This is a genomic window from Psychromonas sp. L1A2, assembly GCF_009828855.1.
Classification (GTDB): domain Bacteria; phylum Pseudomonadota; class Gammaproteobacteria; order Enterobacterales; family Psychromonadaceae; genus Psychromonas.
This window is the reverse complement of record NZ_WUAG01000002.1, coordinates 673,127-691,768: the sequence shown is the minus strand read 5'-3', so window position 1 is coordinate 691,768 and position 18,642 is coordinate 673,127. Positions and strand designations below refer to the sequence as shown.

Annotated in this window: 16 protein-coding genes and 1 pseudogene; 7 read left to right on the top strand and 10 right to left on the bottom strand. The window is 34.1% G+C overall.

The features are described from left to right. Nucleotides 1-100 precede the first annotated feature (100 nt). From ubiB to ubiE, 3 genes are read right to left on the bottom strand one after another with little or no spacing between them, the layout of a single operon-like run. Nucleotides 101-1,741, bottom strand: a complete 1,641-nt coding sequence (gene ubiB / locus GQR59_RS13460) for a ubiquinone biosynthesis regulatory protein kinase UbiB (protein WP_201288110.1) — start codon at nucleotides 1,739-1,741, stop codon at nucleotides 101-103. Further along, complete coding sequence (locus GQR59_RS13455) at nucleotides 1,742-2,398, bottom strand: ubiquinone biosynthesis accessory factor UbiJ (RefSeq protein WP_160063526.1); 657 nt, start codon at nucleotides 2,396-2,398, stop codon at nucleotides 1,742-1,744. A 47-nt stretch (nucleotides 2,399-2,445) separates the two neighbouring features. Continuing rightward, on the bottom strand, nucleotides 2,446-3,201 hold the full coding sequence (gene ubiE / locus GQR59_RS13450; protein ID WP_160063524.1) for a bifunctional demethylmenaquinone methyltransferase/2-methoxy-6-polyprenyl-1,4-benzoquinol methylase UbiE: 756 nt from the start codon (nucleotides 3,199-3,201) through the stop codon (nucleotides 2,446-2,448). Nucleotides 3,202-3,878: 677 nt separating this feature from the next. Between ubiE and pgi the strand changes: the two genes are divergently transcribed. Together pgi and GQR59_RS13440 are read left to right on the top strand one after the other, a co-directional pair. Then, on the top strand, nucleotides 3,879-5,531 hold the full coding sequence (gene pgi / locus GQR59_RS13445; RefSeq protein WP_160063522.1) for a glucose-6-phosphate isomerase: 1,653 nt from the start codon (nucleotides 3,879-3,881) through the stop codon (nucleotides 5,529-5,531). Between the two features lie 192 nt (nucleotides 5,532-5,723). Continuing rightward, nucleotides 5,724-6,728 carry an NAD-dependent epimerase gene (locus GQR59_RS13440; RefSeq protein WP_160063520.1) on the top strand — a complete coding sequence of 335 codons (1,005 nt, stop codon included), beginning with the start codon at nucleotides 5,724-5,726 and terminating at the stop codon, nucleotides 6,726-6,728. Nucleotides 6,729-6,866: 138 nt separating this feature from the next. On the opposite strand, the gene GQR59_RS13435 is transcribed toward GQR59_RS13440, so the two are convergent. Next, on the bottom strand, nucleotides 6,867-7,916 hold the full coding sequence (locus GQR59_RS13435; protein WP_160063518.1) for a glycosyltransferase family 9 protein: 1,050 nt from the start codon (nucleotides 7,914-7,916) through the stop codon (nucleotides 6,867-6,869). Between the two features lie 103 nt (nucleotides 7,917-8,019). Here GQR59_RS13435 and GQR59_RS13430 point away from each other — a divergent pair, with 103 nt between their 5' ends. After that, nucleotides 8,020-8,724, top strand: coding sequence for a 3-deoxy-D-manno-octulosonic acid kinase (locus GQR59_RS13430; protein ID WP_160063516.1), 705 nt, complete (start codon nucleotides 8,020-8,022; stop codon nucleotides 8,722-8,724). A gap of 162 nt (nucleotides 8,725-8,886) precedes the next feature. On the opposite strand, the gene waaA is transcribed toward GQR59_RS13430, so the two are convergent. Continuing rightward, nucleotides 8,887-10,146 (bottom strand): lipid IV(A) 3-deoxy-D-manno-octulosonic acid transferase, encoded by a 1,260-nt coding sequence (waaA, locus tag GQR59_RS13425; protein ID WP_160063514.1) that lies wholly within the window; start codon nucleotides 10,144-10,146, stop codon nucleotides 8,887-8,889. A gap of 89 nt (nucleotides 10,147-10,235) precedes the next feature. Between waaA and GQR59_RS13420 the strand changes: the two genes are divergently transcribed. Both GQR59_RS13420 and GQR59_RS13415 read left to right on the top strand, forming a co-directional pair. Then, nucleotides 10,236-11,276 (top strand): CDP-glycerol glycerophosphotransferase family protein, encoded by a 1,041-nt coding sequence (locus tag GQR59_RS13420; RefSeq protein ID WP_160063512.1) that lies wholly within the window; start codon nucleotides 10,236-10,238, stop codon nucleotides 11,274-11,276. Nucleotides 11,277-11,425: 149 nt separating this feature from the next. Next, nucleotides 11,426-12,193 carry a glycosyltransferase family 2 protein gene (locus GQR59_RS13415; RefSeq protein ID WP_160063510.1) on the top strand — a complete coding sequence of 256 codons (768 nt, stop codon included), beginning with the start codon at nucleotides 11,426-11,428 and terminating at the stop codon, nucleotides 12,191-12,193. 162 nt (nucleotides 12,194-12,355) lie between these two features. Here GQR59_RS13415 and GQR59_RS13410 read toward each other — a convergent pair whose 3' ends face one another. The 5 genes and pseudogenes from GQR59_RS13410 to GQR59_RS13390 all read right to left on the bottom strand — a co-directional run bounded on the left by GQR59_RS13410 (nucleotide 12,356) and on the right by GQR59_RS13390 (nucleotide 17,401). Next, the gene (locus GQR59_RS13410) at nucleotides 12,356-13,219 is read right to left on the bottom strand and encodes a capsular polysaccharide synthesis protein (RefSeq protein ID WP_236546765.1); all 864 of its coding nucleotides are present in this window, start codon (nucleotides 13,217-13,219) and stop codon (nucleotides 12,356-12,358) included. A gap of 146 nt (nucleotides 13,220-13,365) precedes the next feature. Beyond that, nucleotides 13,366-14,442, bottom strand: a complete 1,077-nt coding sequence (locus GQR59_RS13405) for a glycosyltransferase family 4 protein (RefSeq protein ID WP_160063506.1) — start codon at nucleotides 14,440-14,442, stop codon at nucleotides 13,366-13,368. 337 nt (nucleotides 14,443-14,779) lie between these two features. After that, nucleotides 14,780-15,529 (bottom strand): glycosyltransferase family 25 protein, encoded by a 750-nt coding sequence (locus GQR59_RS13400; RefSeq protein ID WP_160063504.1) that lies wholly within the window; start codon nucleotides 15,527-15,529, stop codon nucleotides 14,780-14,782. A gap of 22 nt (nucleotides 15,530-15,551) precedes the next feature. Further along, a pseudogene (locus GQR59_RS13395) lies at nucleotides 15,552-15,966 on the bottom strand (transposase); the annotation flags it as partial. 511 nt (nucleotides 15,967-16,477) lie between these two features. Continuing rightward, the gene (locus tag GQR59_RS13390) at nucleotides 16,478-17,401 is read right to left on the bottom strand and encodes a hypothetical protein (RefSeq protein ID WP_160063502.1); all 924 of its coding nucleotides are present in this window, start codon (nucleotides 17,399-17,401) and stop codon (nucleotides 16,478-16,480) included. Between the two features lie 252 nt (nucleotides 17,402-17,653). Here GQR59_RS13390 and glpE point away from each other — a divergent pair, with 252 nt between their 5' ends. Next, on the top strand, nucleotides 17,654-17,965 hold the full coding sequence (glpE, locus tag GQR59_RS13385) for a thiosulfate sulfurtransferase GlpE (RefSeq protein WP_160063500.1): 312 nt from the start codon (nucleotides 17,654-17,656) through the stop codon (nucleotides 17,963-17,965). Between the two features lie 99 nt (nucleotides 17,966-18,064). Beyond that, the gene (locus tag GQR59_RS13380) at nucleotides 18,065-18,415 is read left to right on the top strand and encodes a DUF6572 domain-containing protein (protein WP_160063498.1); all 351 of its coding nucleotides are present in this window, start codon (nucleotides 18,065-18,067) and stop codon (nucleotides 18,413-18,415) included. The last annotated feature ends 227 nt before the right edge of the window (nucleotides 18,416-18,642 follow it).

Sequence of the window (18,642 nt, the reverse complement as noted above, 5' to 3'; positions counted from 1 at the left end):
GTCATTGTGTGTATTGATTTAAGCATGCTTTGTAAAGAAAGCCTGCTTATGTGAATAATTGATTAATGTTAGTCGCATTTTTTATCAGCCACTAAAGATATTAAGATTTGTTACTAAACCGCCAAGCAATTATCCATGATATTACTGCTGGTATAGTTAAATACAAGTTAAAACTATCATCAGACTGTAGATAGAATAAAGCAGTAATAATACTCAGCGTAACCGCTAAAGAGGTTATCACTTGGTTTTTACTGTTTTTTTGCTGTTGATCATTAAAACGCTGCATTAACAATTGTTGCTGTTGTTGTACTTGTTTAGTTTGCGCTAGGTTGTGATAAACCAATTCTGGGATATCTGGTAATTTTTCTAACCAAAAGGGTGCTTTCACTTTTAGTTTGTTGAACAGTGATTGAGGGCTAACTTGCTCTCGCATCCAGTTTTCTAAAAATGGTTTTGCGGTGTCCCATAAATCTAACTGTGGGTATAATTGGCGCCCTAAACCTTCAATATAGAGTAAGGTTTTTTGTAATAAAACTAATTGAGGTTGCACTTGCATATTAAAGCGACGAGCCGTATTAAATAAATTTATTAATACGTGAGCAAATGAAATTTCTGATAATGGTTTTTCAAAAATAGGTTCACAAACCGCGCGTATAGCAAATTCAAATTCTTCTGCTGGCGTATCTGCTGGTACCCAACCTGAATCAATATGTAATTGTGCAACTTGTTTGTAATCACGGTTGAAAAAGGCCAAGAAATTTTCTGCTAAATAGCGTTTATCTTCGTTGGTTAATGTTCCTACAATACCACAGTCAATACCTATCCAAAGTGGATCTTCAGGGTGTTCGTAAGATACAAATACGTTACCTGGATGCATATCTGCATGAAAGAAACTATCACGAAATACTTGTGTGAAAAAGGCTTCTACACCGCGTTCTGCGAGTAATTTTAAATTGGTGTTTTGTGCTTTTAATGCCTCAATATCCGATACTGGAATACCATATATGCGTTCCATGACTAATGCATCTTTAGTGCAATAATCTGAATATATTTCAGGGACATATAATACTTTAGAGTTTAAAAAGTTGCGGCGTAATTGAATAGCATTAGCACCTTCACGCATCAAATCTAATTCATCGATAATAGTCTTTTCGTACTCTCTGATCACTTCAACAGGACGTAGACGTTTAGCGTCTTTTAAAAAACGCTGCATTAATGAAGCCATCCATTTCATTAATTGAATATCAGCGGCAATGGTTTTAGCAATACCAGGTCTTGTTACTTTAATGACGACTTCTCTGCCATCTTCTTTAAGTGTTGCGGTATGAACTTGTGCAATCGATGCTGAAGCAAGCGCAACCTCATCGAAGTTATCAAAAATCTCATTAATTGGTCGTTGAAATGACTTTTCTATTTGTTTAATCGCTAAATCACCAGAAAAGGCCGGTACATTATCTTGTAAGTGCGCTAATTGGTCTGCATAAATAGGATCTAATAAATCACGACGAGTAGATAGCATTTGCCCTAGTTTTATGTAGATAGGTCCTAAGGATTGCAAACTTAAGCGCAGGCGTTCAGGTAATCCCATTTCTTTATGTTGATTGCGTAACCAAAATAAACAAAGTCGTAAAACCCAATAACTTTTAGGTATTTGTGCTTTAGGGACTAACTCAATTAAACCATATTCAATAAACGTTTTATTTATCTGATATAGGCGCGCTAATTCTGTTATTTTTATCATTTATTTTCCAGCTAGTGAGTTAGTACCGAGTCGTTTATTCGACTTTGCTTCTAACTGTTCTAGCTTGTTGTTAAGGCTTAGTAATAATGTATCAGCTTGTGTTTCTAGTGTTTTCACTTGCTCGCAAAAATAAGCAACTTCTAAACCGCTAGGGGCTAGTTTAATCTCTTCTGTTACATATAAAGCTGTTTGTCTTTCAACTTTATTAAATTGACCCAAAGTACCTTGATGGATCTTTTTAGCGTGATAGCAAAGTTTATGTGCAATGACATCACCTACTTTATCAGATAGATGTTCTTCCCAATCGATATCCATATCCGTCAATAATTTTGCAAACTGCTGTACTAATTGAATATCGCCATCAACTTCTAGTTGCCCTGTTTTAATTAAATGCGTTAGTTGATGGTTATCTTGCAACTTATTTAAGGCACTAAAACTGACTCGAATATTACAATCAGCTTGGCCTTCAAATTTATTTAATACATCTACTTGTCGCTCTGAAATAACAAAATACAACGGGAAATTAAGTTCTTTTAAGCTTGCAGAGATGATAGTGCCATTAAGTTGTTTACGTTTTATGACAGCGCTACTATCTAATTGATGTAATTGATTTACACCTGTTTCTAATAAACCGCACAGTAAGTTAGTTAATGGCATGTTGACTCTCGTTATAGAAGTGACTAGTTAATATTTGCAATATCGGATTAGTATTTATAACCACGATGTAGAGCGACAATACCTGCACTTAAATTAAAGTACTCTGTTCCTTCAAAACCGACATTATTCATCATTTCTTTAAGCGTATCTTGGTCTGGATGCATACGAATACTTTCAGCTAGATATTGATAACTTTCACTGTCGTTCGCAATTAATTTACCTAATTTAGGCAGAATATTGAACGAGTAAAAATCATAGAATTTTTCAACTGGCGAGTAAACTGGTTTTGAGAATTCTAATACCAGTAAACGACCGCCAGGCTTCAGCACTCGGTAAATAGAAGCTAAGGCTTTATCTTTGTCCGTCACGTTACGTAAACCAAATGCAATCGTGATTAAATCAAAGTGATTGTCTGGGAACGGTAACTCTTCAGCATTAGCTTGAACGTAACTTACGTTTCCTTCAATACCCATATCACGTAATTTAGTACGGCCAACTTTCAGCATCGAATCATTAATGTCTGCTAAAACCACTTGGCCTTTTGCACCCACAATACGTGAAAACTTTGCGGTTAAATCGCCTGTTCCACCCGCTAAGTCTAAGACTTTTTGGCCTTGGCGAACACCTGAACAGTCGACGGTAAAGCGTTTCCAAATGCGGTGGATACCCATAGATAACACATCATTCATGATGTCATATTTAGCGGCAACGGAATGGAATACGTCGGCCACTAATTCAACTTTTTTATCTTCTTCAACGGTTTTGAAACCAAAGTGAGTCTTATTGTCTGGGGTTTCTTGCATGGTTATCTCTTTACCTTCCGGATAAAAATTATTGCTTGATTAGATATCATTGCATGATAGCAATTTTTCAACAATATTTGGATCTTTATTGTTTGTCTAATTTTGTGCTTTAAATCATTGATTTTATTTTTAATGTTACGCTTTATTACAAAGCTTTACTAAATTATTGGATATTATACTCGTTATCAATCAAGAGGCATTATGTAGCCGTTAACTCGGACATCAAGACAAAGCATAACATGATCACAATGGCTAACTGCTCTTTATCGAATGTTACAACGTGGTATTGGTTTTCGAGTTGGCGACGCTTAGGTTAAGTGGTGAAGCAATCACCTTCATTGTTATACATTGTTATATATTGTTATAAAATCTCGATTTAACCCGTTAGATCTTTACCTTTATGCCTAGAATCTGTGACCTCTCGACTGGCTGATTTTTACATCTTGAATGGTGACGGGTATATATTTGTTTAATAAATTAAAGCAGAGCACATTGATTATATCGTTAATTATTAACTGAGTTATTTAAGTCTCTTCATATAAAAGGTACATTAGTTGTTCTATCACATTGTTTTACCTTTTTTATCAATATTTAATGATCAGTGTGACTGTTGTTATAAATGAAAATACGTTATAACCATTCATAAAGCTTTAATATCATAAACTTGGGAACTTCTTATGTTGAAAAATATCCAACCGACACAAACTGCTGCTTGGTCAACGCTACAAAGCCTATTTGATGACCATGCTGATATGCAAATATCTGAATTATTTGCCGAAGATTCACAGCGTTTCGAGACCTTTTCTCGCCAATTTAACGAAGATTTTTTATTAGATTTCTCTAAGAACTTAATTACCGAAGAAATATTAGCTAGCTTGATTGATCTTGCTAAAGAAGTCGATTTAAGCGAAGCAATTAAAGCGCAATTTTCTGGTGAAAAAATTAATATTACAGAAGGGCGAGCGGTATTACATACTGCATTACGTAACCGCAGTAATACACCCGTGATAGTTGATGGCGAAGATGTGATGCCTAAAATCAACGAAGTATTGGCTCAAATGAAAACGTTTTGTGCAAAAGTACATTCCGGTGAATGGTTAGGTTACACAGGTAAGCGTATTACAGATGTAGTAAATATTGGTATTGGCGGTTCTGATTTAGGCCCATTCATGGTCACTGAAGCGTTGCGCCCTTATAAGGTAGAAGGGATTGAAACGCATTTTGTGTCTAATGTTGATGGTACTCATATTGTTGAAACGTTAACTAAAGTAGACCCTGAAACAACCTTATTTTTAATTGCCTCTAAAACATTCACAACACAAGAAACCATGACCAATGCGCACAGTGCACGAGATTGGTTTTTAAATTTTGCACAGGATGAAGCATTTGTTGCTAAACATTTTGCTGCGCTTTCGACTAATGCAGATGCAGTGACTGAGTTTGGTATTGATACGGCTAATATGTTTCAATTCTGGGATTGGGTCGGTGGACGTTACTCTATTTGGTCTGCGATCGGATTATCTATTGCATTAACCGTTGGTTTTGAAAACTATGAAGAGCTACTTGCTGGTGCACATGAGATGGATCAGCACTTTGCAACGACTGAATTTGAAAATAATATTCCGGTCTTATTAGCGGTTATCGGTATTTGGTATAACAATTTTTATGGTGCCGAGTCAGAAGCTATTTTACCTTATGATCAGTATATGCATCGTTTCCCTGCTTATTTTCAACAAGGCAATATGGAATCTAACGGTAAATGTACAGACCGTAATGGTGACCCTGTCGATTACCAAACGGGGCCAATTATTTGGGGTGAGCCAGGGACTAATGGGCAACATGCCTTCTATCAATTGATTCATCAAGGTACAAAACTAATCCCTTGTGACTTTATTGCACCCGCGGTTAGTCATAACCCAGCGGGCGATCACCATGCTAAATTGCTATCTAACTTTTTTGCTCAAACTGAAGCATTAGCTTTTGGTAAAACCAAGATGCAAGTCGAGTCTGAGTTTAAGGCGGCTGGTAAATCAGCAGAAGAAGTGGCTGATTTAGTACCTTACAAAGTATTTGAAGGTAACAAACCCACTAACTCAATTTTAGTTAAAAAAATCACGCCTAAAACATTAGGGCAACTGATCGCAATGTACGAACAAAAGATCTTTACGCAAGGCGTTATCTGGAACATCTTCACTTTTGATCAGTGGGGGGTTGAATTAGGTAAGCAATTAGCCGGACAAATATTACCTGAGCTAAGTAATAAAGATTGTGTAGAAAGCCACGACTGTTCAACGAACGGCTTGATCAATGCTTGGAAAGCGTGGAAGTAAGTTTTTTTAAGTAGCGTTTTAGATTTAAATTTTTATCATTATGTTTAACGGTTAACACATATTATTTAATATGTGTTAACCGTTTTTTTGTCTTTGTATTTTACTCATTGTAGATAAGTCATTACTATAGCGGCTTTATATGATTGAGTTTATGTCGTTAATACAATCATGTGTACATTTTTGGAGTTCAATATGAAATACCTTGTAACGGGTGCTGTTGGTTTTATCGGGAGCGTTGTCGTTGAACGTTTAACTGCCGCTGGTCATCAAGTGATTGGTATTGATAATATCAACGACTACTATGATGTTGCGTTAAAAGAAGCTCGTTTAAAGCGTATTAAAAATCCATTATTTCAATTTATTAAATTAGATTTGGCAGATCGTGAAGGCATTAAAAGTCTATTTGCAGATCAGCAGTTTGACCGCGTTATTCATCTTGGCGCACAAGCAGGTGTACGTTACTCGATTGAAAATCCATTGGCTTATGCTGATAGCAACTTAGTGGGTCATGTGAATATTTTGGAAGGGTGTCGTCAAAATAAAGTAGGTCACCTGATCTATGCTTCATCAAGCTCTGTGTATGGTTTAAACGCAAAAGTACCATTCTCAACCAATGATTCAGTAGATCATCCTATCTCTTTGTATGCTGCCACTAAGAAATCAAATGAATTGATGGCACATACGTACTCTCATCTTTACGATATTCCAACAACAGGCTTACGATTCTTTACCGTTTATGGTCCTTGGGGACGTCCAGATATGGCACCGTTCATCTTTACTAAAAAGATCTTAGAAGGTGAAACGATCGATATCAATAATAATGGTGATATGTGGCGTGACTTTACCTATATTGATGACATTGTAGAAGGTGTTATTCGAATTGCAGACGTTGAGCCTGTTAAAAATCCTGATTGGACAGTTGAAACGGGTAGCCCTGCAACGAGTTCTGCACCTTACGCTGTTTACAATATAGGGCACGGCTCACCAATCAGCTTAATGGATTTTGTACAAGCAATTGAAAGCGAGCTAGGCATAGAAGCGAAGAAAAACTTCCGTGGAATGCAAGCTGGCGATGTATATCAAACCTATGCCGATACTACTGACTTATTTAAAGTGATAGGTTACACACCTGCAGTCACAGTGAAGCAAGGTGTTGCTGAGTTTGTTAAATGGTATAAAGACTTTTACGCTAAGTAGTTTCTATGGTGATTTGGTTATTAATGATAAATCGAATCTAATGAATATAATTTTTATTAAGGCTAACTTTTGTTAGCCTTTTTACTTTCTGGCTTGTCTTTTTTAACACGTAAGCCTGCTACTAAAAATCTAAAATTATTAATGATCAGAGCCTGTTATGGCAGTAAATTGTTCAATGACCTGTTCAGTGGAGATGTCTTGCATAATATGCTCACCTTTTGCGCGTGCACTCCAAGGTAGTTCAGATAACGATTTTTTATGTTGCTCTTGTACATGCTGTTCATAAACACTAATCACATATTCAGCACTTAAATAGGGGCCTGTTCGTAATGGATTACTGTGTCCATACAAACCAATAACAGGCGTGTTTTGTGTTGTTGCGATATGAGCAGGGCCTGAATCAGGCGCTAGCACTAGCGAAGCTTGTCTTAACGTCGCTGTGAGTTGCTTTAACGAAGTTTGACCAATTAAATTGATCGCTTTGTGCTGCATTAATGTTTGTATATTTTCACCTAACAGTACTTCACGAGGCGCAGGGGAGCCACATAATACCACTTCAAAACCTTGTGTGATGGCATGATCTGCGACTGCAGCATAACGCTCTGTTAACCAGTTTCGTTCATCTTTACTTGCAGCAGGGCTGATAATAAATAATGGTTTATTATGTGGGCTTATTGTTTGAGCGAATTTAACGTCTGAAGATGAAAGTGGGATATCCCAAGTTGGTGATGTTTTTTCAATACCTAAGTAATAGGCGAATTCAAAGAAGCTATCTAAAACATGTTGTGAAGCAGTATCTGAAATTTTTTGGTTAGTGAATAACCATTGTGCTTCTTTCGCACGTTTAAAATTAAAGCCCACTTTATATTTAGCTTTAATACCTAGCGTTAGCGCACTTGCTCTCAACGCGAGTTGCATATGTAATAATGCATCAAAGCGGCGTCCTGATAGCTGCTTCCAAATAGCTTTCATGCCGGAGTAACCCGTTTTTTTATCAAAAATAATCACTTCAACATCAGGTAAATCATGCAATAACTGCGCTTCTATTTTTCCCATGATCCAGGTTATCTTGGTGCTTGGCCATTGCTTTTGAATTGCTTGTACCATAGCAACAGCATGGCATACATCGCCAATAGCTGATAAACGTAGAAGACATATCGATTTAGGTGCTGTTGAAAATAATGGCATAGTAGTATGATATTCCAAGTGATTTTATTCAGTATACAATATTAACGTTATTTTAGGTTTCAATATTTTTGGAGTCGCGAGTATTTATTAAAAGGTTAACAAGATGTTCAAAATTATTCAAAGCCAAGGTGCATATACTATTTACAATGAAAAGTTGATTGATGATGTATCTGAATGTTTTGATCCACAATATTGGCAGAATAAAGCGAAGGTTATCGGTAGCGCGCAAGGGCGTGGGACGACTTGGTTTGTTGAGCTTGATAGCATACAAGCCGCATTACGTCACTATTGTCGAGGTGGATTATTTGGAAAAATAATATCTGATAGCTATTTTTTTACTGGCTATCAAAAAGCGCGAAGTATCGCAGAGTTTCATTTATTAAATCATTTGCAAGGGCAAGGCGTTAATGTACCAACACCCATTGCCGCTAATGTTAAACGTTGTGGTTTATTGTATAAAGCTAATATTTTATCTGAAAAAATTCCTGCCGCGTCAGATCTAGTGGATCTGCTACAGCAAAGAGAATTAACGAAACATGAATATTTAAATATTGGTAAAGAAATTAAAAAACTGCATCAAGCACAGGTCAATCATACTGATCTGAATATTCATAATATTTTATTAGATAAAGATGGTCGGGTTTGGATTATTGATTTCGATAAATGTTATCAACAAGTTGGAGATAGTTGGAAGGAGAATAACCTACAACGTTTATTACGTTCTTTTCGTAAAGAGCTTAAAAAGAGATCTATTCATTGGTGTGAAGCTGATTGGCAATCTCTCGTAGTCAGTTATCAACAAGTGTGAAGTTTAAGAAACTTTCACACTTAACAATATTTAAGATTTTTTCATGTTTGGAAAGCGTTAATCTTGAGTAACTTAACATTACTAATTAACTTCAATATTTAACTATCAATATTCAACTATAAATATTTATGAGATCTTTACTTATTGTGTTTCATTAATTTTTTACAGTAAGTTTAAGGTTTTTTGTAGTGCACCTTTGCTCGTATTGACTATTTGTAAAGCGGCATCTCCAGCACTTTTTCGCAACGCTTTATCATCTATTAGCTGTTTGACAGCCTTAACGATTGCTTCACTATCATTACAGATAGTGCAGGCATTAACGGCTAATAATTGCTCTGTGATTAACTTAAAGTTGTAATAACTTGGGCCGGTTAAACAAGGTTTTGCTAGTGCAGCGGGTTCTAATAAGTTATGTCCGCCGACTTTCTCTCCAATTAAGCTTCCACCCATAAAACAGACATCAGCAGCTCCAATGAAGGTTAGCATTTCGCCCATTGTGTCACCAATAAAGACTTGTGTAGCAGTATCAATAGCTTGTTTAGTAGTAGTTCTGCGTTGTATTTTTAAGCCCTGCTGTTCACTTAGTTGTGCAACTTGATCAAAACGCTCTGGGTGCCTCGGTACAATGATTAATAATAGGTCATCTCTCTTTTCGAGGAGCTTTTTATGGGCACTTAATATAATGTCGTCTTCACCTTGATGGGTACTTGCGACAATCCATACTGGACGGTTTATACCTATGCTTTCTCTTAATTTATTTCCTGATTCAATAACAGCAGGCGATATATCAATATCAAACTTCAGAGATCCAGTCACTTGTACTTTTCGGGTTGCAATGCCAAGGGCAATGAAACGATCAGCATCTGCCTGTGTTTGGCATAATATTTGACTAATAGGGTTAGAAAGTAAGTTGAAGACGGCTTGAAATTTCTTGTAGCGAAGAAAGGAACGCTCTGACAATCTTGCATTAAGAATGGTGACTTCAATATGCTGCTGTGCTGCCATAGTTAATGTATTTGGCCATAGCTCTGTTTCCATAATAAATAATTTTTGTGGTTTTACGATGGTTATAAAACGATGAACCGTCCAAGAAAAATCAACAGGCATATAACGGTGTTGAACAAAGTCACCTATTTTTGTTGCTTGTTCTGCACCCGTGCTGGTGGTGGTAGTCACAACAATGGTATGTGTTGGGTAACGTTGGTGATAAGCCTTTATCAAAGGAGTCGCAGCAATCGTTTCGCCTACTGAAACAGTATGAAACCACACTACATGATCACTAGAATCAGTTAATCTTGGTGTAAACCCAAAATGTTCAAGCCAACGTTTCCCAAACTTAGGCTTATTAGGTTTTGATTTATAGAGAGAATAAAGAAAAAAAGGGGACACTAAAGTAAGTAGTAATGTATATAATATTCGCATGTGGTATCAGTTAGTTTGCTATCTAAGTATTTATATAGTTTACACTAATTTTATTTTTAGATAGAAATATACTTTTAAAAGGCTAGTTTATGCAAAATTCAAATATATCTGTTAAATATAAATTTTTGTTTTATGTCGAGCAAAATTATTCATTTGATATCTTGCGTCCCCTACAAGTAGAGGCTTTAAAGAAAGGACACGAAGTATGTTGGCTATTGATCGGGGAAGATGTTAATCCTTCTTTTCTTCATGCTGACGAAGTTCAAATTAAGACGCTTGATTTAGCTATTAAGTATCACCCTGATGCGGTTTTTGTTCCTGGCGATAGGGTACCTCGTTTTATTCCTGGACTTAAAGTTGAAGTATTCCATGGATTAAATGAGAGTAAACGAGGCAACGTTTATCCTGAAAGGGGGTTATTCGATTTGTATTGCACTGAAGGCCCTGAAAGAACTTCTTCATTGATTAAAGAGTCAATAAAAAAACGGTACTTTGATGTTGTTGAAACAGGTTGGATCAAATTAGACAGCCTTTTTAATTATCAATCATCAAAACGGTATGAATGCCCTCAAATACTGTTTTCATCTACTTTTAGCCCATCACTTTCATGCGCAGAAGTAGCATATGAAGAGATTCAACGACTAAGTAAAGATTCTAAATGGCAGTGGTTAGTAACGCTACATCCTAAAATGTCAGCTACCACGGTTAAAAAATATAAAGCATTAGAAAATGATAATCTAATCTTTATGGATAATAATAGAGTAATTGAATGCATGCACCGAGCAGATGTTATGGTTTGTGATAATTCTTCAATTTTTCAAGAGTTCTTATTGTTGAATAAACCTGTCGTAACAATAAATAATCGACAACCTTTAGCTTCTTTTATTAATATAAATGATCCTAAAAACTTAGAGTCAGCTATTTTAGATGCATTAAATGCTTCACCTGAACTATTACAATCCATTAGAGAGTATGGTCCTTCAGTTACTCCTTTTTTAGATGGGCTGTCATCTCTAAGGGTATTGAATGCTGTGGATCATATGTTAAAAAATAATTGGGTGGATAATAAACCGATGAATATTTTAAGAAATATTAAAATTCGTAAGCAGTTAAAGTATTGGAAGTTTTAAATAGAGCCTTAGGCGTTATTGAGCTTTAACACCTTAAAATATCGTAATTAAATTTAACTTATTTGGTGTTTATATATTGAATTATGCAACTCTGTTTTGTATGTATTATAAATATATCAGCTAAAAATGTTAGTTAAAAAGGAAAAACAATGAAGAAGCATACATTATCAGTAATTTTAATTACTAAAAATGAAGGAGATCGTGTAGAGCGTTGTTTAAAATCAGTATCAGAACTCGCTGATGAGATTATCGTTTTAGATAGTGGTTCAACCGACTCCACTGTTTCAATATGTGAAAGCTATACAAATCATGTGTTCGTGACTGATTGGCCTGGATTTGGAAAACAAAAGCAGCGCGCCTTAGATAAAGCAACATGTGAATGGGTCTTATCTATTGATGCAGATGAAGCGCTTGATACAAAAATGCAAAATGCACTTAAGAAATTATTATCACAAAGTGCGATAGAACAAGATGCATTCAAACTTCCCTGGGGAGTGACCATATATGGGAAAACATTAAAATATGGGCGTAGCGCTAGAGCTGTTTTACGTTTGTTTAAACGGGATGGCGCCTACTTTACACTAGATGAAGTACATGAAACTATTGTTCCATCAGGAAAAAAATACGGCGTATTAAATGGTTTGTTATTACATTATACACATAGAGACTATAAGCATGGTTTAGATAAAGCATGTGACTATGCTTGGTTAGGATCTCAAAAGTATTTTCGTAAAAATAAAAAGTCCAATGGCTTATTTGTCGCTCTGTTGAGAGCTACTTGGACTTTCTTTTTAATCTATGTAATACGTCGTGGATTTTTAGATGGTAGCATTGGTTTTATTATGGCGATGACTTATGCTCAAGTAAATTTTAATAAATATGTTGGATTGTGGCTTTTGGAGAATAATAAAACTTAAACTTTTGAACCTCTGTTATTAATAGAGGTTCATTACAACTATTGCTGACTTCTATTATTTTAAATGTTATGGAAATCGCTCAAAATTATAATAGACTCTCAATTTTTTAAAGAATAATACTCTTGTATATAATTTAAAAAATATTTTTCAGTTGATCTATTTCTAGTGATTTCTATCTGCTTGGGCTATCAATATTTTTTTACGTGTCTTATAGTTTTCTTTCTTTATATATTTTTCTCTATAAGTTTGCTTTGATACAACGCTGTTCATAAATGTATTTATATCATCATCTAGTTCTGCATAATCATAAGGGTATATTTCATTTGACCATAAACAAGCTATTTTTTTATTCTTAATTACTTCATTAAATAAATAGAAAACCCAAAAATATGGAGCGTACCCTCTTGATTCAAGATGATTTAATAGTAAATGCCCGCTACATTCTCTCCCTATTAGATTGTCTAGCTTGGTAAGTTTATATGTAGATTTTAACCCAATAACATCAAGAATATATTTTCTATTTCTTGTTAAGTAGTTAAGAGATTCTCTAAGTAAAAATCCTGCGATTTCATTATGTTTTTTACAAACTAAAAACCACGATACTAGTTGTCTATCAGATGCGGCTTTTTCCTTAAAAGAAAAAAACTCATTATCATTGATATTAAGCCAGTCAGATAATGGTTTTAAGCAAAATGTAGTTGCATCTACCCAAACTCCACCATAATTATAAAGCAGATATAATCTTAATAAATCGGATTTTCCTGCAGCTCCCAATTTAACCGAACAATGATTAAAAAAAGAATCCCAATTAGGTTTTACATAATGCGCGATATTACTACTATCAAGAAAAACAACATCATAATCAGGGTTTTCTCTTAACCAACTTGAATAAGATAATTGTACAACATCAGGTGCATCATATAACCCTGAATCCCAAAAAATCCAAATTGTTTTTGAAGATACCCCATCACAATTATGCTTGAAAAATTCATTAACCAAACTTGAATCTGGTTCTACTTTATTCAATTTAGGCCGTATCAATATTCGTCTAATTGACTTTAATAAATTATTCATAAAAATTAACCTAATTAAAATATTATATTATTACAGCACACTAATTTAAGAGATAGTATTTTGCTGTTTTGTTAAAACGGTAGTTATAATCATTAAAGTTAAACCAAAAGCTTTTCAAAGAAAGCTAAGTGCTCATCAACAGTGTTTTTTGAATTAAATTTTTCATTCAAGCGATGCTGTGCAGCTTCGCTCATCACTCGTATTTGGTTTTTATTTGAAATCAATTTATTCATTGCTTCACCAAAGGCCATAGCATTTCCAGCTTTAACCACGTAACCAGTCTCCCCATCGACAACTAGTTCAGGTGATCCTCCTGCTGTTGTTACAATAGATGTAGTTTTATTTGCCATTGCTTCAATGATGGTTCTTGGTAAACCTTCACCACTAATCGATGGTTGAACCTGAAAGTCTGCCATGGTCATTAAAGAAGGAATGTCTGTTCTATGCCCAATATAATGGATTCTATCTAACATTGGACTTGCTTTTATTTCATCAAAATGAGCTTCAAAACCACTGCCTGCTAAAATAAGGTGGAAATTTTTATTTTTTATGTAATGTGTAGCTCCGATTAATACCGAAATACCTTTACTTGGTCGAACGTGCGCTGCACAAACTGCAATGATGTCATTATTAGTTAAATTAAACTCTGCGCGTTGTGTCGGTTCTACCTGATACCAATCTAATCGATGACCCTTATAGATAGTAACTACATTATTTTTGTTTTTCCAAACTCGTTTTTTTACATCATTTGTTACTGCATTGGAAACGCAAATAATACCATCAACGCGGGGATGTAACTGGGTTAAATAAGCAGAGGGATCATGTCGATATAAACCACCTGTTGTTCCCCGGTAAGCAACTAACTTTACCTTTGTACCAATGCAGGCAAATGCTGCATTAGGGATGGTTTTTGAATTAAAAGCATAGCAAATATCAATGCTGTATTCTTTTAATACTTTTTTGATTTTTTTAATGTTTTTTATGCATATTTTCTTACTGGGGTAGCAATCAATAACATGGACGCCATTATCAATAAATCGTTGTGTATATTCAGAGTCCCCTTGGGTCATAACTGTCACGTTATGTCCCAGTTTAACAAATTCAATAAACATTTCTGCTTCAGGTCTAACACTGTTCCATGCGTGTTTGTAGGAACTGCAAATTAGTATATTCATTGATTTTTTGTCCTGTCAGATGAGACGCTCAGAGGTATAGCGGTTTCATGCATTGTAAGATAGATTAATAAAAAATATAAGGTCAATGGTTGTACATGATTAAAGGGACACCTGTTAACGATACAACTGAAAAAGTTGACACCATTATGCTTCCTAGCCATATATTTTCACTCTTTTTTTCATTGGTAATAAATAGGATGTGTATACCGTAGGAAAATAAGGATATTATCGCAGTAATGATAGCGAAAATAACCATTGCTTTTTTCCTGTTAGGATATAGAAACATTCCAGTACCCTCAAAAAAGGTAATGGGATTGACATTTTAACGAAATGCATTTTAATTTTTAGCATTGCTTTTATGTCTTTTTTTTATTCTGACATTTACAATCTTATATTGTAGTTCTTCATATACTCTTATTATTTCAATAATACTTTTTCGCCATAATGGTAGTTTCTTTTTATTTTTCCGGTTTGAACCTATTGTTGATTTGATTTTCGCTCTGCATACTAAATCGGGCTTAAAAGAGTAAGTTAAAATGCCATGTCGCCAAGGTTTCTCCATGTAGTTGTCGGCTGGTTCAATGAACTGTTGTGCATTTTCAACAAATTTCATAGCACCATAAGGGCTTATTAAATAACCTTGTGCACCACATGTTCTGTCGTGGTAATAGATTATTTCAGCGGATGCATTTATTTTTTTTATAGGGCTATATTTTTTTTTAAACATGGAAAAAAGTTTAATGAAGTGATGTTCATTAACTAGGTTCTCAAATAATGACTGATAACTTGAAATTGTTGCCATTAAATCACAGTTATCTTCTAAAATTAATATTGGTTCATTTAATTCAATACACTTTTCCCAAAGGCAAAAGTGACTTGCAAAGCACGCGATTTCATTATCTAGAAGGTGGTAGCCTAATCGGAGTAATGTTTTATTTGGCGCTCTTTTATTTGAATACTTAAAATCTTTCACTGACGCATCTATAGCATCAAAAAATTCAAATTCAATACCTTGTTCATCAAGTAATTCTTGTATTCTTGAACGTCGTTCTATCGAATGTTTTAGGCTAATTACAAATACTTTCATAATACTTTACTCTTCTTCATCTATTCTGGTCTTCTTCACTGATAATTTTAGACGGTCGTTCAAGCCAATCATAAAATGCACTGCGACTCACTTGCAGTACATTACAAAGTAGTTTTATGGGATATTTAGAGTGCACGCTCGAATATATCGAAACTTTACTTCATTTCTTTTACGAAGAAGGATTGGCCTTTTCTAGTATTTCTTTCTCCATTCGGAGGGGGTTAACTTCTTTTGTCGCGTTAATCACTCAGTCTGTTCATCAGAATTTACGGTTGAATTTGCAAGTTCTTCAACTTTTTCCTGTTGTAAAGTAGGCTAGTCGTGATACCCAGTGCTGATGTAATTTTTTGAACGGCATAGCCTTGTTGACTGAACAACGCTAATGCTTCTGATCTAAATTCTGTTGTGTAACTTTTGTACTGATGTTTTGCATTCATGTTCACATCGGTAGTGGATAGTATTATCCAGAATTAAAGTTTCAAGTTCAATTAGACCAGAATAATATGGTGAAATTTTTAGAATCTTATAATCAACCATTTTTTAGTTGTTTTGAATGTTCCAATACTAAATTAGATATGTAGGATACATTTGTGTTACCTATTAACCAATTATTTAATTTACAAACTTCGGTCATATTTTAGGGGGGGGCCGGAAGTATTTTTGAATCAACGTAAATAGTAGTGTCTGAAGCGCAAGAAATGTAATGTTGTGCTTTACACAATAGGTAATGAACACTGATGGATTCATGATTTTTATATTTAATTGCTTTAAATTAAGTTGGTTTATGTTAGCCATGTATTAGAAAAAACATGGAATACGTCTAAGCCAAACCTTGAAATTTTTTGTGTAATAAGCTCGCCTTATCACAACCAGTTACGATTAATATATTTTAATTGCATTATAAAAATTGGATAGCATGAATACAAATATTGACTTTTATATGTTGATTTAGTCAAGTATTTTGTTAAGCCAATTATTAATTAACAAAGGGTCTGTTAGTTTTTTTCTATCAAGTAATGGAAGTGGTTTTAGCTTAGATATATCTTCTTTACTGCTATTGATGAGCTTATTTAAATCATCACTCGATTTTATTTCCAGAACAATTTTCTCACTGAATATTGCTTCATAATATCGCTGTGTGAAACCATTGTGCTTTGAGCTTGAAATTTCTAATATAATTGAAGATTGTGAAAATCTATTTCTATACTCATCAATATCTATATTTTTATTTTTAATTAAACCATCTTCACATTGCTTACGTTTATGTATTAATAGCAAATCGTATGGGATATTTTCTTTGGAGCACCATTTTTTTATTTTGACTAACTTTTCATAGCGATAATCACTGTAAATGCCAATATAAAAAATTTTAAACTTATTTAAAGAGTTTTTATGGAGATCTGAAGGGATAAAGTTAGGTAAATATTCTCCGAATCCATTTTTTGAATCTTGGAAATCAAAAGTATAGGTATAATCAAAGCTTTTATATATTTTATAGATATGTGGATAACGAGATAATGGGTCCCATTGATATATTACTTTTCTATTAGCATTAATGTTTTTTATCGTGTTGTTGGATATTCCAAACCCTTTGACAACTAAAAGGCAGTCATATTTAATTTCAGATAGTTTTCTTATATTATTATTAATTTTTTTGAATAAAATGTCAGGGCTTATTAAATGGTGAATGCTAGTCGAAGAAAAGCGAGAAATAATTTTTTTAATTGGTTGAAAAAAAAAATTCAATTTTAAACAGTGTTCTTCATCATAAGTGAAAGCTGTAACATCGTAGCCCTGCGTATTGAGCTCTTCTATAATCAATTTTTCATAATTATAGAATTTAGGACAAACAAATAGAATTTTTTTTTGCATGATTTAAAGTGCTCATTGAAATTATTAAGTAGGAGTTATCAGATCTGATAAAAAATGAAAAGTCATTGAAATCTGTTGGTTAACGAATGTTACACTTAGAAAAAGAGTATAAAAACCAATGAATTTAAAATATTATACGCATCGTCCTAATTAATATCTATAACATTGAGTAATTAAGTAATTAAGTAATTAAGTAATTAAGTAATGATCTAATTGTTAATAAAGTAAAATTTTTAATAAAAGGAATTATATATGGCTAAATTCAAGTTAATAGAAATAGCTGAAACAAAGCAACGTTTAGACAATGAAGAAGCTGTTCTTGTGGACACGCGTGATGCTCAATCTTATGAAGCTGATCATGCTGAAGGTGCATTTAATTTAAATAATGACACTTTAAAAGAGTTTTTAGATAAAGTTGAGTTTGATACACCTGTTTTTGTGGTTTGTTACCATGGTAATAGTAGTAAAGGTGTCGCTCAATATTTGGCTGAACAAGGTTATGAGGATACCTACAGTGTTGAAGGTGGTATGGCTATGTGGCGTCAACTGTTTCCAATGACATAAAGGTTTCTATTCTTAGTAGTTAGTAGTATTAAATTAAAGTGCTATTTTTGAAAAAATAGTAAAAGTAGTGATCGAAAATTATAAAAGAAAAGGTTAGTGATGAGTGTAGTTGATACGGATAGCATTGATGCTATTGGAATGGAAACAGAAGCGAAACGCGTATTCTTGAGTATTATTGATTCATTAGTTTGGGATCATGACGATGTGCATTTATTTACACTGCAAGAAAAAATTAATACTTACCTATATTTTATTGAATCAGGTGAATTGGTTAAAGCATTACCAGATGCTGCGGGGTTTGATATCGCCATCGAGTTGATTCTAAAACATATGCCTACTGATCAAGCGATTACATTTTTTGATAAAACTACGCAAATTTTATTAGATAAAGGCATTATTTTTGTTTTTGGCCCTAACAAAAACACGGGGTATGCTGAACAACAAAGTTAAATCTGATTATTGTCTAAATAAGGAATGGACCCTGTAAATAACTCTGTGTTCATTCCTTATTGAACACTCTTTCTGTTATCTATTTCAATTTTGTGCTTCAACTTCTTACTTTCAACTTCCTACTCCAAGTCTCTATTTCAATGACCAAGTTACTCACTTTATCTTTGTGTAATCTATTTGGTCTTTATTTTCTTTAAATATGTGATCAAATTGTAACTTTACCATTG

Bases quoted from the DNA above. Each gene is read 5' to 3' on its own strand.
- ubiB (WP_201288110.1), bottom strand. From the start codon at position 1,741: ATGATAAAAATAACAGAATTAGCGCGCCTATATCAGATAAATAAAACG.
- GQR59_RS13455 (WP_160063526.1), bottom strand. From the start codon at position 2,398: ATGCCATTAACTAACTTACTGTGCGGTTTATTAGAAACAGGTGTAAAT.
- ubiE (WP_160063524.1), bottom strand. From the start codon at position 3,201: ATGCAAGAAACCCCAGACAATAAGACTCACTTTGGTTTCAAAACCGTT.
- pgi (WP_160063522.1), top strand. From the start codon at position 3,879: ATGTTGAAAAATATCCAACCGACACAAACTGCTGCTTGGTCAACGCTA.
- GQR59_RS13440 (WP_160063520.1), top strand. From the start codon at position 5,724: ATGAAATACCTTGTAACGGGTGCTGTTGGTTTTATCGGGAGCGTTGTC.
- GQR59_RS13435 (WP_160063518.1), bottom strand. From the start codon at position 7,916: ATGCCATTATTTTCAACAGCACCTAAATCGATATGTCTTCTACGTTTA.
- GQR59_RS13430 (WP_160063516.1), top strand. From the start codon at position 8,020: ATGTTCAAAATTATTCAAAGCCAAGGTGCATATACTATTTACAATGAA.
- waaA (WP_160063514.1), bottom strand. From the start codon at position 10,146: ATGCGAATATTATATACATTACTACTTACTTTAGTGTCCCCTTTTTTT.
- GQR59_RS13420 (WP_160063512.1), top strand. From the start codon at position 10,236: ATGCAAAATTCAAATATATCTGTTAAATATAAATTTTTGTTTTATGTC.
- GQR59_RS13415 (WP_160063510.1), top strand. From the start codon at position 11,426: ATGAAGAAGCATACATTATCAGTAATTTTAATTACTAAAAATGAAGGA.
- GQR59_RS13405 (WP_160063506.1), bottom strand. From the start codon at position 14,442: ATGAATATACTAATTTGCAGTTCCTACAAACACGCATGGAACAGTGTT.
- GQR59_RS13400 (WP_160063504.1), bottom strand. From the start codon at position 15,529: ATGAAAGTATTTGTAATTAGCCTAAAACATTCGATAGAACGACGTTCA.
- GQR59_RS13390 (WP_160063502.1), bottom strand. From the start codon at position 17,401: ATGCAAAAAAAAATTCTATTTGTTTGTCCTAAATTCTATAATTATGAA.
- glpE (WP_160063500.1), top strand. From the start codon at position 17,654: ATGGCTAAATTCAAGTTAATAGAAATAGCTGAAACAAAGCAACGTTTA.
- GQR59_RS13380 (WP_160063498.1), top strand. From the start codon at position 18,065: ATGAGTGTAGTTGATACGGATAGCATTGATGCTATTGGAATGGAAACA.